This is a genomic window from Microbulbifer sp. HZ11 (assembly GCF_000708675.1).
Classification (GTDB): domain Bacteria; phylum Pseudomonadota; class Gammaproteobacteria; order Pseudomonadales; family Cellvibrionaceae; genus Microbulbifer.
In genome coordinates, this window is sequence record NZ_JELR01000002.1 from 538697 (window position 1) to 551455 (window position 12759).

12 protein-coding genes and 1 other RNA gene are annotated in these 12759 nt (G+C 58.5%); 9 read left to right on the plus strand and 4 right to left on the minus strand.

Annotated elements, in window-relative coordinates:
• Positions 1-4: 4 nt before the first annotated feature.
• Positions 5-619 (minus strand): nucleotide exchange factor GrpE, encoded by a 615-nt coding sequence (gene grpE / locus AU11_RS09975; RefSeq protein ID WP_043319112.1) that lies wholly within the window; start codon positions 617-619, stop codon positions 5-7.
• Between the two features lie 278 nt (positions 620-897).
• On the opposite strand from grpE, the gene recN reads away from it, so the two are divergent.
• Both recN and AU11_RS09985 read left to right on the plus strand, forming a co-directional pair.
• Positions 898-2550, plus strand: a complete 1653-nt coding sequence (gene recN, locus AU11_RS09980; RefSeq protein ID WP_043319113.1) for a DNA repair protein RecN — start codon at positions 898-900, stop codon at positions 2548-2550.
• Positions 2551-2740: 190 nt separating this feature from the next.
• Complete coding sequence (locus AU11_RS09985; protein WP_043319114.1) at positions 2741-3334, plus strand: 1-acyl-sn-glycerol-3-phosphate acyltransferase; 594 nt, start codon at positions 2741-2743, stop codon at positions 3332-3334.
• A 92-nt stretch (positions 3335-3426) separates the two neighbouring features.
• Here AU11_RS09985 and fur read toward each other — a convergent pair whose 3' ends face one another.
• Positions 3427-3837, minus strand: coding sequence for a ferric iron uptake transcriptional regulator (fur, locus tag AU11_RS09990; protein WP_043319117.1), 411 nt, complete (start codon positions 3835-3837; stop codon positions 3427-3429).
• Positions 3838-4131: 294 nt separating this feature from the next.
• Here fur and AU11_RS09995 point away from each other — a divergent pair, with 294 nt between their 5' ends.
• Positions 4132-4476, plus strand: a complete 345-nt coding sequence (locus AU11_RS09995) for an outer membrane protein assembly factor BamE (protein WP_051687150.1) — start codon at positions 4132-4134, stop codon at positions 4474-4476.
• 22 nt (positions 4477-4498) lie between these two features.
• On the opposite strand, the gene AU11_RS10000 is transcribed toward AU11_RS09995, so the two are convergent.
• Positions 4499-4828 carry an RnfH family protein gene (locus tag AU11_RS10000; protein ID WP_043319121.1) on the minus strand — a complete coding sequence of 110 codons (330 nt, stop codon included), beginning with the start codon at positions 4826-4828 and terminating at the stop codon, positions 4499-4501.
• Positions 4825-5283 carry a type II toxin-antitoxin system RatA family toxin gene (locus AU11_RS10005; RefSeq protein ID WP_043319124.1) on the minus strand — a complete coding sequence of 153 codons (459 nt, stop codon included), beginning with the start codon at positions 5281-5283 and terminating at the stop codon, positions 4825-4827. The genes AU11_RS10000 and AU11_RS10005 overlap by 4 nt, the downstream gene beginning before the upstream one ends.
• Positions 5284-5529: 246 nt before the next feature.
• On the opposite strand from AU11_RS10005, the gene AU11_RS10010 reads away from it, so the two are divergent.
• The 6 genes from AU11_RS10010 (at position 5530) to AU11_RS10030 (ending at position 12713) form a co-directional block, all read left to right on the plus strand.
• The gene (locus tag AU11_RS10010; RefSeq protein ID WP_043319125.1) at positions 5530-6948 is read left to right on the plus strand and encodes a sodium-dependent transporter; all 1419 of its coding nucleotides are present in this window, start codon (positions 5530-5532) and stop codon (positions 6946-6948) included.
• A 41-nt stretch (positions 6949-6989) separates the two neighbouring features.
• Positions 6990-7469, plus strand: a complete 480-nt coding sequence (gene smpB, locus AU11_RS10015; protein ID WP_043319128.1) for an SsrA-binding protein SmpB — start codon at positions 6990-6992, stop codon at positions 7467-7469.
• A gap of 190 nt (positions 7470-7659) precedes the next feature.
• Complete coding sequence (locus AU11_RS10020) at positions 7660-9006, plus strand: sodium-dependent transporter (RefSeq protein ID WP_043319130.1); 1347 nt, start codon at positions 7660-7662, stop codon at positions 9004-9006.
• A gap of 112 nt (positions 9007-9118) precedes the next feature.
• The gene (gene rlmD, locus AU11_RS10025) at positions 9119-10516 is read left to right on the plus strand and encodes a 23S rRNA (uracil(1939)-C(5))-methyltransferase RlmD (protein ID WP_081848052.1); all 1398 of its coding nucleotides are present in this window, start codon (positions 9119-9121) and stop codon (positions 10514-10516) included.
• Between the two features lie 359 nt (positions 10517-10875).
• Positions 10876-11264: a transfer-messenger RNA gene (gene ssrA, locus AU11_RS18085) on the plus strand.
• A gap of 165 nt (positions 11265-11429) precedes the next feature.
• Complete coding sequence (locus AU11_RS10030) at positions 11430-12713, plus strand: integrase domain-containing protein (RefSeq protein ID WP_081848053.1); 1284 nt, start codon at positions 11430-11432, stop codon at positions 12711-12713.
• Positions 12714-12759: the final 46 nt, after the last annotated feature.

Below are 12759 nucleotides of genomic sequence, written 5' to 3' on the forward strand. Positions count from 1 at the left end.
GGCCTTATGGCGCTTTGCTGACAACCACCATGGCCGGACGCACCAGGCGGCCGTTCAGGCGGTAGCCTTTCTGGAAGCAGTCCAGAACAGTGTTTGGCTCCACATCCGGGTTGGGCACCTGGGTCATGGCCTGGTGCAGCTCGGGGTCGAAGGGCTCACCCGCCGGGTCGATCACTTCCACGCCGGACTTGGTCAGGGTGTCGATAAAAGACTTTTGGGTCAGCTCAATGCCTTCCGCAACCGCCTTTTGCGCCTCATCATCGCTATTGATAGAGGAGAGTGCGCGCTCCAGGTTATCCACAACCGGCAGCAGCTCCTTGATCAACTTTTCCACGCCGAACTTGTGGGCCTTTTCCACATCCTGCTGGGCGCGACGGCGGGCGTTCTGTACCTCCGCCTGGGCGCGCAGCACCATGTCTTTATGGTCCGCCAGCTGTTGTTGCAGGGAGGCGATTTCTTCCTCCAGTGCACTTTCTTCACCGGTGTCACCGGCCAGTTCTTCCGCCAGCGCTTCTTCTGCGGCTTGCTGCTCTTCAGCGCTCGGGGTTTCCACCTCGGCGGCCTGCTCCACCTGATCGCCAGTCTCGATCTGTTCTTCTTCGCTGCGCTCTTTGGCCACTGCTTTCTCCGTCTGTGTCCGTCGGACTACTGCCAATTGGTCAAAATGGATATACACCGTCAGCGACACCGCCACCGGTGAGGTGGCTATATGGGGGCATCAGCAGCCACTTCAAGTGATCGTCCCATACCGAGTGATGCTGGGAGGATAATGTGGCACTCGCCCCGTGACTAAGTTGATTACCTCTCAATTAGCCCGCGGGGAGATTGAAACCCCCTCGATAAATACTGTATAAACAACCACTACTTATCCAATCTACCAACGGCGATCACATTTCCATGTTGCTGCATCTGTCTATCAGTCAGTTCACCCTCGTCGACCAGCTGGAACTGGAGTTTGGTCCGGGCACCAGCACCCTCACTGGGGAGACCGGCGCGGGCAAGTCCATCACCCTCGATGCCCTTGGCCTCGCCCTGGGGGACCGCGGCAACGGTGAGCTGGTCCGAGCCGGCGCCAAACGGGCAGACATCCACGCCACTTTCGATATCAGCGCACATGAGGATGCCCGCAGCTGGCTGGAAGAGCAGGAAATGGACGCCGGGCGCGAAGTGATCCTGCGCCGCACCATCAGTGCCGACGGTCGCTCCCGCGCCTATATCAATGGCCAGCCGGTGACCCTGATGCAGCTGCGCACTCTCGGTGAACAGCTGATCGATATCCACAGCCAGCACGAGCACCAGTCACTACTGAAGAAAGACACTCATCGCCGCCTGCTGGACGAATACGCCCACGCCGAGGCGCAGAGCGCCGAAGTGCGCATTCACTACAAAACCTGGCAGGACCAGTACCGTCGCTACCGCAAGCTGGCCGACAGCGCCGAGGAAACCCAGGCCCGCCGGGACCTGCTGGAATATCAGCTGCAGGAGCTGGAACAACTGGACCTGAAACCGCACGAGCTGGAAGAGCTGGAGAGCGAGCAGCGCCAGCTGGCCAACGCCGGTGACATTCTGAACGGCAGCTACCAGTTGGCCGCCCTGCTGAACGGCGGCGAAGGCGATATCGCCGAACAGCTCCACCGCGCCCTGCAACTGGTCAGTGCCATGCCGGAACAGAGCCCGGCACTGGCGGAAGTGGCGCAGATGCTCGACAGCGCGCGTATCCAGATCGACGAGGCCGGCAGCACCCTGTCGCGGCATATCGATCGCTTTGAAATGGACCCGGAACGACTGGCAGAAGTGGAAGAACGTCTGTCCGCGATCTATTCCATCGCCCGTAAACACCGCGTCCAGCCGGATCAGCTGCCGGAACTGCAACAGCAGTGGCAGCAGGAGCTGGAAGAAATCGGCGCGCCGGACGCCCTCGACAAACTCGCTGGGGAGTGCGAGCGCCTGGAGCAGGATTTCCGCAAGGCCGCCGGCAAGCTCAGCAAACTGCGCACCGCCGCTGCGAAAAAGCTGGCGGATGCGGTAAACAGCCAGCTGGCGGATCTGGCCATGCCCCACGCGCGGGTAGAACTGGCACTCACCGCACTGGAGAAGCCCAGCGCTACCGGCCTGGAAGAAGTGGAAATCCTGATCGCCACCAACCCCGGCCAACCGCCGCGGGCGCTGGGCAAGATCGCCTCCGGCGGCGAGCTGTCCCGGGTCAGCCTGGCGATTCAAGTGGTTACTGCACAGACCTCCCGCACCCCTACCCTGGTGTTCGACGAGGTAGACGTAGGCATCGGTGGTGCCACCGGCGATGTAGTGGGCAAGTTGTTGCGCCAACTGGGAGAACGGGGCCAGGTGATTTGTGTTACCCACCTGGCACAGGTGGCCGCCCGCGCACACCGGCAGTATCTGGTGGAGAAACACAGCGATGGAGAAGCCGCGTTCGTCGCCCTGCGGGAACTGAAGAATGGCGAACGCAGCGCGGAAGTGGCACGTATGCTGGGCGGTGAAGCCACCGCACAGTCCCTCGCTCACGCCGAAGAGATGCTGGCGCGGGCCTGATCCGCACAACAGAACCCGCACCGCATCAGTAGGCCATCAGCCAGCAATCCGTCTGGCCGGTCACAACTAACCCGGCTGCGGGACCGAAATTGACCGAAAGTGGCGGCAGATTCACTTTATACTGCCCGGCCCGCAACCAAGCCCCACCGGGGATACAACTACACTGACGGGCAAAGAACTCGGTCTCAGCATGCAAACCACCATATTCAACACCCCTATTCTCACCCCCTGTCTGCGGCTACTGGCGCGCCTGCTGCTCCGGCTGCACGGCTGGAAGGTCGTCGCTGACGAGCGCGCACTGAAACTGAAAAAATACGTGATGCTGGCCGCTCCCCACACTTCCAACTGGGACGGCTACTTCTTTATCCTTGCGGCGCTGAAGCTGAAGGTAAATCCACAGTGGATGGGCAAAGACAAGCTATTTCCGTTTCCTCTGGGTGGCGTCATGCGCTGGTTTGGCGGTATTGCGGTGGATCGCAGCAAAGCCAACAATCTGGTGGAGGCCACCATCAACCAGTATAAGGCGCGCGACCAACTGGTGATCGCGGTGCCGCCGGAGGGCACCCGCGGCAAAGCCGAGCGCTGGAAAACCGGCTTCTACCATATCGCCCGCGGCGCCGCGGTGCCCGTGGTGTGTGGCTTTATCGATTTCGCACGCAAGGAGGCTGGACTGGGACCGGTCATGGAGATGGGGGAAAACCTGGCCCGGGAGCTGGCACGCTTTGGCGAGTTCTATGGGACCAAAGTGGGTAAATATCCCGGAGACTACACCCCCCCGGTGTAGCGAGCGGGTGCTCGCGGGCATTACAGAACAGGTATTAAAAAGGGAGCGATCTGCTCCCTTTTTTAATGCCGCAAAGAATCAACTGAGCCTGATCAGCTCTCTTTCTTCTTCACGTACAGGACCAGGCTGTGGCCGGTCAGCTCGTAGCCGTGCTCTTCAGCGATCTGGTGCTGCAGCTCTTCGATCTGCTCATTGTGAAACTCGATCACCTTGCCGGAATCGGTGCATACCATATGGTCGTGGTGGTCGCCGCGGTCCAGCTCGAATACCGAGTGACCGCCATCGAAGTTATGACGCATAACCAGGCCGGCGCTCTCAAACTGGGTCAGAACCCGGTAAACAGTCGCCAGGCCAACATCCTCACCGGCTTCCAGCAGCATTTTGTACACATCCTCAGCGCTGAGATGCTGTTCGCTGGCGCCCTCAAGCAGCTGCAGAATTTTTACGCGCGGCAGGGTGACCTTGAGGCCAGCCTTACGCAGTTCCTGATTTTCGTTCGACATGGGTATTCAGATTCCGGATGTGTTTTCTCTATCGGTGTTTCGCCTGTTGGCAGGCGAATAGTTCGGGTATTATCCACGCCCAGTGTGGGCAGCGAAACCCCAACTGCCGAAATCGCCAATGTGCCGCGGGCACTCCCGGTGAGGAATCTTCCGCTCCTCGGGGAACTTATTCCCCCAAATGGCGACTATTCTGTGTTGAGGCTGGGCGCTGGACGCCCGGGCCACCTGCTCCCCACCAGATCCCCGCGATCATGGGGGCACGACGGAACCATAAAAATCCAGATGGAGCATTCAATGCCATCAGTTGTACGTATTCTGCTGATCGCCGGGCTGGTTAGCCTAGTTACCGGTTGCAGCCTGTTCAAATTCCCCGGGGTGCACCGCATTCAGGTTCAGCAGGGCAATATCATTACCCAGGAAATGGTCGACAAGCTGCAGCCAGGTATGACCCGCCGCCAAGTGCGCTTTGTGCTGGGCACCCCGCTGGTTGAAGACACCTTCAACCCCAACCGCTGGGATTACATCAACCGTGTGCGCAGCCCCAAAGGGGAAGAAACCCAACAGCGTTTCACCGTTTACTTCAATGGCGACCAATTGATCGAGACCAGCGGCGACTGGCAGCCGTCTAACTGGCCCTGATTTTTACGTCGCGAAGGCGCTGTCAGCCGCCTTCCGCCTGACGCTTCGCCTTAGCCGCCCGCTGCTTGCGCGCCTCCTTGGGGTCAGCAATCAGCGGCCGGTATACCTCCACCCGATCCCCCGGCTGCAGCACATATTCCGACGCCACTGCCAGCCCCTTGGTACCGAGCGCCTGGCCAAATATCCCGAGTTTCGCAGTTGCCGGATCCACTTCCGGGTATTCCCGTGGTATGCCTGAGAGCTCCAGGGCCTGCAGCGCCGTTGTGCCCGGCTCTACCAGCAGACTCATCAGCCGCTGCTCATGGGGCAGCGCATAAACCACCTCTACCGCGATGGTTTTCTGTTTGCTCATCCGTTCCCTCCATCCAATCCGTTCTGTTCATAGACCTGCTTCGCCCGCTCGCACATGGCATCCACCATCTGGTTGGCAATTCCGCTAAACAGCTTGCCGACCGCGGCACCCAACAGGCGGTTTTCCACGCTGAACGACAAGGTAAAAGCCACCTTGCAGGCATTCTCGGCCAGGGGCGTAAACGTCCAGCAGCCATTGAAACTGCTGAAGGGACCGTCCACCAGCACCAACTCCATCCTTTCCGGCCGCTGTAACCGGTTGCGCGTGGTAAAGCTCTGGCTGATTCCCGCCCGGGAAAGATCCAGCCGCGCCTCCAGGGTTTCCTCGTCCCGGTGCAGTACTTCCGCCCCCCGGCAACCGGGTAAAAACTGCGGGTAACTGGCCACATCATTGACCAGGTCAAACATCTGTTCCGCACTGAACATCACCAGCGCGCTGCGCTCAATTTTCGTCATCGATTAAATTTTATTCATCATTTATGGATTGCCCCACGGAGGCGGAATTCTTGCCTATCCTGTGTGGCACGGGGCAATTTTCGCTCACGACGCTACTCAAGGCGGATAAATCCTGCAACAATCGGTTTTTATCCGCCCGGGTGTTCCGGGCCCGAAACTGTTAGATAGTTCGGTCACCACCTCCACAACCGGCGGCCAGGGCCGCAATCATTCAGACGACAAGAATAAAAGGCAAGCGAGAAACCCATGTCTGCAGCTCGAGAACATTTTGGATCCCGCATTGGATTTATCCTGGCCGCCGCAGGCTCTGCGGTAGGCATTGGCAACCTGGTGGCCTTCCCGGTAGCCGCAACCAAAAGCGGGGGCGGCGCTTTTCTGCTGGTATATGCCCTGTTCGTCTTTCTGATCTGCCTGCCGGTGATGATGGCGGAGCTGGCACTTGGCCGCAAAACCGATAAAGATCCGGTAGGCGCCTACCGACAGCTCTCCGGCGGGTCCAGACTCTGGCATATTCCCGGCTGGCTGGCACTCATAACCCCGTTTATGATCGCCGTATTCTATATGGTGGTCACCGTATGGGTCCTGGGCTATCTGGTAGAAATCTTCAAAGGCAATCTGACCAGTCTTACCACCGAAGCCTACTTCGGCGCCTTCATCAATTCCAAAACTGTATTCTTCTATCTCATCGCGCTGATGCTGATCATCAATGGCGTACTCTCCATGGGCGTGAAAGACGGTATCGAGCGCGCAGCAAAGACCCTGATGCCGCTGCTGTTTGTGATGCTGCTGGTACTGGTACTGTTTGTACTGACCCGGGAAAACGCCATGATCGGGGTGAAATACTACCTGATCCCCGATTTCTCGAAGCTCAGCGGCGAAGTCATCAGCAAGGCAATGGCTCAGGCATTCTTCTCACTGTCGCTGGGAATGGGCATCATGATCACCTACGGCTCATATATGAAGAAGCGGGACTCTATTCCCGGTTCCGCCAAGGCGGTAGCCCTCACCGATACCATGGTCGCGTTTACCGCCGGCCTGCTGATTCTGCCGAGCATCTTCCACTTCAACCCACAGATCGACACCGCATCCCTGAGCGATTCCTCTGCCGGGATGATCTTCCTGTTCCTGCCGAAGATTTTCCTCTCACTGCAGGACAGCATTGGCTACACCGGCGCCAGCGTGTTTGCCGCCGCGTTCTTTTTCCTGGTCTTTGTGGCGGCACTCACCTCACTGGTGTCCATTATCGAGGTGCCCATTGCCACCCTGCGCGACGAACGCGGCATGAGTCGCAAAAAAGCCATCTACACCGTGGCGGCGGTACAGTTTGTACTCGCGGTAGGCTGTGCCATGTCGTTTGGCATGGCAGACTGGCTGACCCAGTTCATCAGCCTCGCCGGCAGCGATAAATCCTTCTTCGATCTGGTAGAAATCCTGTTTTACGATACCATCCTGCCCCTGAACGGCCTGCTGGTATGCATCTTCGTGATCTACAAGTGGAAGCGGGCCAATTTTGACCAGGAGCTGCACGAGGGTGACAGCGGCTTTGCCGGCTCCCTGTCGCAGAAATATGTAAACTTCGCCCTCGGGACCTTTATCCCGGCAATCCTGCTGTTGATCTTCATCAACACTGTTGCACTGAAGTTCTTTGACTCCAGCATTCTTTAAAAGACACGACATTCGCCTGAGAAAGGCACACAGAAGTATTCATGGCAAAAAAGAAAAAGGCCCCGTCCTCAAACACCATCGCCCTCAACAAGAAGGCCAAGCACGATTATTTTATCGAGGAAAAGTTTGAGGCGGGCATGGAATTGCAGGGCTGGGAAGTCAAATCCTGCCGCGAGGGCAAGGCTCAGCTCACCGACAGTTATGTGCTGTTCAAAGACGGCCAGGCGTGGCTACTGGGAGCGCGGATCCAGCCGCTGCCCAGCGCCTCCACCCATTTTGTCACCGAGCCGGATCGCACCCGACGCCTGCTGCTGAATAAGCGCGAGATTGCCAAACTGGTCGCCGCAGTGAACCAGAAGGGCTACGCCTGCGTGTGTACCGCCATCTACTGGAAAAAACACCTGATTAAATGCGAGATCGCGCTGGCCAAGGGTAAAGCCTCCCACGACAAGCGCGACACCCTGAAAGAACGGGACTGGAACCGCCAGAAGCAGCGAGTGATGCGCACCGAACACCGCTAATGTATTCGCCTGCCCTGCAGGGCCAATCAGATCGAATAGCGAGCGTCGTTCGCTGATCGGATTGGCGACCGGCCATGAATGGCCGGGCCGGACTGAGCTCCATGGACGGCGGCTTGCGATGAGCCCAAATTCGTCGACAGGCAGGCTCCTACAGAAACTAAAAACAGAAGAATAACGACGAGATTCACCAATGAGTGCACCGCGAGGACAGTTCAGTTCCAATTTCGGCTTTCTGATGGCCGCTGCCGGCTCCGCCGTCGGCCTGGGCAATATCTGGGGGTTTCCCACCAATGTGGCCGCCAATGGCGGCGCCGCCTTTGTAGTGGTCTACCTGCTGCTGGCGTTTATGCTGGCCTATCCGGTACTGATGGCAGAACTCGCCATCGGCCGCCACGCCCGCAGCAATATGGTGAAAGCACTGCGCGGGATCTCCACCGGCCCGGTAAGCCGCGGCGTCGGCACCCTGGCGGGCTTCGGTGGTATCGCGGTTGCCTCCCTGATCCTCAGTTTTTACGCCATTGTCGCCGGCTGGATGGTGGCGCATCTGGCCGACCCATTCGCCACTCTGGTGGGCGCCAGCGACACCGCAAACTGGCTCACCGGCGACAGCGCCACCCGCAACTTCACCTTCACCGCCATCTTCAGCGGTCTCACCATGCTGATTATCGCCAGTGGTGTGGAAAAGGGGATCGAGCGCTGGTCCACCCTGCTGATGCCAGCACTGATCATCCTGTTACTGCTGCTGATCGTCTACGTGCTCACCCAGCCCGGCGCCATGCAGGGCCTGGAAGCCTACCTGATTCCGGACTTCAGCAAGCTGTCGCCGCAACTGCTGCTGTCCGCCATGGGGCAGGCGTTTTTCTCGCTTTCTCTGGGCGTGGGCACCATGCTGATTTACGGCTCCTATCTCAGCAAACAGGAAAGCCTGCCGCGCCTGGGGGCGCTGGTGACCCTGATCGATGTGGGCATCGCGTTCACCGCCGGCCTGTTGATTCTGCCGGCCATGTACGTGGCTCAGGAGGCCGGCACCCAGATCTTTTCCGAGGCGGGCGACCTGATCGCCGGCCCAGGCCTGATTCTGCAGGTACTGCCGGCTCTATTCGATACCATGGGCACCAGTGGCCTGTTTGTGGCCATCGCCTTCTTTGCCCTGATGACAATTGCCTCCCTCACCTCTTCCATTTCCATGCTGGAAGTACCGGTGGCATTTTCCATTGAAAACCTTGGGCTCAAACGCAAGCCCGCCACCCTGATGATGGGCGCGGTGATTTTTGCCATCAGCAGCCTGATCATTTTCAATTTTAACGCGCTGTTTAGCCTGGTGATTTCCATCAGCACCGAATACGGTCAGCCGCTGCTGGGCGTGGCCCTGTGTGTCTTTGCAGGCTGGATCTGGCGCCGCGACCAGCTGCTGGCGGAACTGCAGGAAGGCCACCCGGGTATCGAGAAGACCCTGTTCTGGAAGATCTGGCCCTGGTACGTGCGCATTGTCTGCCCATTGCTGATCCTCGCCGCTTTTGCGCAGACCGTACTGTAACCACCTGTTCTAAACTACCGTCTTAAAGAGACCTTGATGTACCGGCCGGGCTGCCACAAAACAGCCCGGTCTTCTATCCCTCCAACCTCCCCTAGTTTCCCCATAGTCTTCCATGCCAGCCAGAAAACCACCCTCGTTCGTCCGCAATCGTCCCGCCAACGGCAGTAAGCGCCCCGGGAAACCGAAACCCGTACAGGGCACTCCGGAACTGCAAATAGAGCGCTTCAGCCACGAGGTGCGCGGTATCGCCCGTCACCAGGGCAAAACCGTGTTTGTGGATAACGCACTACCGGGGGAGAAGGTACGCGCACGCTTTACCGCGCAGCGCGCCAAATTTGATGAGGCCGTGGCGGTAGAAATCCTCGAGCCTTCGCCCCAGCGCCTGTCGCCGCCCTGCCCCCACGCCGAGGTATGCGGCGGCTGTGCACTACAACAGATGGCTCCCGAGGCACAGATCCAGGCTAAACAGCAGGTACTCCTGGAGCAGCTACAGCGCTTTGCCAAGGCCGTTCCGGACCAGGTCATTCCGCCCCTGAGTGGCGCAACCCTGGGTTATCGCCACAAGGCGCGCCTGGGCGTGCGTTTTGTAAAACCCAAGAGCGGAGGCAAGCCCCAGCTGGTGCTCGGGTTCCGGGAAAAGGGCTCCAACGATCTCACCGAGATTGACCTGTGCCTGGTACTGCCGACGTCCGCCTCGGCACTGATCCCGGGATTAAAGGAAACCGTTCTGCAATGCGAAGGTCGCCGGGCAATTTCCCATATCGAAATCGCAGTTGGTGATGACCATACCGCCCTGGTGATCCGGCACCTGCAACCGCTTTCTACAAGCGACCTGGCTCACTGGCGCGCATTCGCCGAATTCCACGATCTTCACCTGTACCTGCAGGGGGAAGCGGGCGACGACAGCACCCGCAAGGTCTGGCCGGAATCCAGTCCCGATCGCCTGAGTTACGGACTGCCCGCATTCGACCTGAAACTGGATTTTCATCCCCAGGACTTTATCCAGGTCAACTTCGACATCAACCGGCAGATGGTCTCCCAGGCCCTCGAACTGCTCGACGTACAACCGGAGGACCGGGTGCTGGATCTGTTCTGCGGTCTCGGCAATTTCACCCTGCCACAGGCCACCCGCGCCAAGGAAGTGGTTGCCGTAGAAGGTTTGCTGTCGCTCACCCAGCGCGGCCGCGAGAATGCCGAGGCGAACGGACTGAGTAACATCCAGTTCCAGGCCGCCGACCTCAGCGCGGACTTTACCCGCAGCCCCTGGGCCCGCGGCGGCTTCGACCGCATCCTGCTGGACCCACCGCGCAGTGGCGCCCTGGAAGTAGTACGCAACATCCGCCACTTCAACGCCAAAGCCATCCTCTACATCTCCTGCAACCCCGCCACCCTGGCCCGGGACGCCGGGGAACTTCTGCAGGCCGGTTACCGTCTAAGCAAAGCGGGTGTAATGGACATGTTCCCCCACACTACTCACGTGGAGTCCATCGCCCTGTTCGAAAAGGCCTGAACCGACAGTCAAACTTTTTTGAGTCACGTCTATTGTGACAATCCGGCTTCAGGTATAATGATCGATACGCAAACGTGCTTTGGCACTAGGGGAACTCTGAATAAGTCCGCAATGCCTCAGCGTGACCTGAAGGCTGCAACTGTAAGGCGCAGCTCGCAGTGAATGGCTAGCCCTTTACAAGAGCTGCAACGCAGCAGATGCTGTCTTCAGGTCGCGCCCTCCGGGGCTTTCAGAGCGATTCACACTCTGCGTTGTGACTTCTTGAAATGTCTAGACATTCCTGCGAAGCCACGCCTTGATTGTGAGCCGCTCTGAAAGCCTGAGGCATCGCGGACTTAATCAGAGTTCCCCCGAAATTCGGGGATGACTTGGATTCGACGCCGGTAACAAAACCATGGGTGCATGCCGTGATGGTAGCGAATCACGTAAATCAAAAGCTGCATTTTATTAGTTGCCAACGACGACAACTACGGTGCCCAACTGGCTGCGTAAGCAGCCCGTAAAGCACTACTAAGGGTTCGCCCCTTAGCGGCCTTCAGTAAGGTGCCAGTACCGCGCTGATGGCTGTCATACAGAACTGGATCGCCGTGAACCGTGCCTGTCGGGGATCGGTTAAAACTTTTACAGGTTCGCCAATTACGTCCTGCCCATCGGGCTGTATGCGGCTAAATCAATAGATGGATCTAAGCATGTAGAGCCTCTGGCGGAGTGCTGACGGACGCGGGTTCGACTCCCGCCATCTCCACCAAATGACAATCTGAGAACACCTCAGAAAGCCACGAAAGCCGCACCCCGCAAGGGTTTGCGGCTTTTTTTATGCCTCAGCAAGACTAGGGAAATCTTGTTGTGACTCAGGCTTTTTGCAACACTAGACGTAACACTGCCGATAACAGCCCATTCTGGTGTTACACCCATGCCGAAAAAAGTTGCCCCCCTGACCCACAAGCAAGCCGCCGCCGCAAAGCCCAAAGACCGGGAATACAACCTGTCCGACGGTGACGGTCTCCAGCTCCGCATTAAACCCAGCGGGGCCAAGTTCTGGATTTTCGTCTACAGCCACCCCCACACGAAGAAGCGTACACCACTGGGATTTGGCCCCTTTCCGGATGTAACACTGGTGGCAGCCAGAGAACGGCGTAGAGAAGCCCGTGAGCTGATCCAGCAGGGTATCGACCCCAAAGAACACCAAATGGAAATGAGCCATCGAGAAGCCGAGCGGTACTCGAACACCCTCCACGCAGTAGTTGAGAAATGGCTTCCGGTTAAGAGCAGTCAAGTAACGCCGGACACCCTGCACGATATTCGCCGGTCGCTTGAGCTGCACATTTTCCCCCAATTGGGGGCCACCCCAATTCACAAGCTCACCGCACAAGGCACCATTGCCGCTTTGCAGCCACTCTACGCGAAAGGCAGCAAGGAATCGGTCAAGCGCATCTGTCAGCGTTTAAATGAAGTGATGACGTGGGCGATGAACGTTGGCCTTGTCACAGCGAACCCACTGGCTGGGATCGGAGAGGCATTTTCTGCACCTGACGTGCGCCATCTGCCATCTATCCAACCCGAGCAGCTGCCTGAGCTGATGCACACCCTCGCCACAGCGTCGATCAAACCAATCATCCGGCATCTGGCCCTGTGGCAGCTCCACACGGTGGTAAGGCCCGGAGAAGCCGCCCAGGCTCGCTGGTGTGAGATTGACGAAGTAAACCGCACATGGCTTGTACCGGGGGAAACCATGAAGATGAAGGAGCGCCACCGCGTCCCATTGACCGCCTCCACGTTGGCGATTCTGGAAGCAATGCGACCAATCAGTGGGCACCGTGAATACATATTCCCCGGCGACCGAAATCCCCTCACCCACGCTAATCGCCAGAGCGTGAACACCGCACTCAAGCGCCACGGATTCAAAGGCAAGTTGGTAGCCCACGGCTTTAGGTCGATTTTCAAGACTGCCGCTGGTGAGAAGGGTATTTTCAGTTTTGAAGCGCTGGAGCGGGCATTGGCTCACACCGAAAAAAGCAAAGTGGTTCGAGCCTACGACCGTGGTGATTATCTGGAGCAGCGCCGGGAAGTGATGGCGTGGTGGAGCAACCTGCTTGAAAGGGCAGCTAAAGGCACCCTGACTGCTGCTGACCTGGCCCCTATGGATAACGTGGTTTCGGCAGACTTCCGAAAAGCGGTATCATCCGAGGAAGTCTAAGGAAATCAACTACCCCCAGCCCTGCGCCCTGCACTGGGGGTGTTAC

Excerpts from the sequence above, each read along its gene's own strand:
- recN (WP_043319113.1), top strand. The coding sequence starts at position 898 with ATGTTGCTGCATCTGTCTATCAGTCAGTTCACCCTCGTCGACCAGCTG.
- AU11_RS09985 (WP_043319114.1), top strand. The coding sequence starts at position 2,741 with ATGCAAACCACCATATTCAACACCCCTATTCTCACCCCCTGTCTGCGG.
- fur (WP_043319117.1), bottom strand. The coding sequence starts at position 3,837 with ATGTCGAACGAAAATCAGGAACTGCGTAAGGCTGGCCTCAAGGTCACC.
- AU11_RS09995 (WP_051687150.1), top strand. The coding sequence starts at position 4,132 with ATGCCATCAGTTGTACGTATTCTGCTGATCGCCGGGCTGGTTAGCCTA.
- AU11_RS10000 (WP_043319121.1), bottom strand. The coding sequence starts at position 4,828 with ATGAGCAAACAGAAAACCATCGCGGTAGAGGTGGTTTATGCGCTGCCC.
- AU11_RS10005 (WP_043319124.1), bottom strand. The coding sequence starts at position 5,283 with ATGACGAAAATTGAGCGCAGCGCGCTGGTGATGTTCAGTGCGGAACAG.
- AU11_RS10010 (WP_043319125.1), top strand. The coding sequence starts at position 5,530 with ATGTCTGCAGCTCGAGAACATTTTGGATCCCGCATTGGATTTATCCTG.
- smpB (WP_043319128.1), top strand. The coding sequence starts at position 6,990 with ATGGCAAAAAAGAAAAAGGCCCCGTCCTCAAACACCATCGCCCTCAAC.
- AU11_RS10020 (WP_043319130.1), top strand. The coding sequence starts at position 7,660 with ATGAGTGCACCGCGAGGACAGTTCAGTTCCAATTTCGGCTTTCTGATG.
- rlmD (WP_081848052.1), top strand. The coding sequence starts at position 9,119 with ATGCCAGCCAGAAAACCACCCTCGTTCGTCCGCAATCGTCCCGCCAAC.
- AU11_RS10030 (WP_081848053.1), top strand. The coding sequence starts at position 11,430 with ATGCCGAAAAAAGTTGCCCCCCTGACCCACAAGCAAGCCGCCGCCGCA.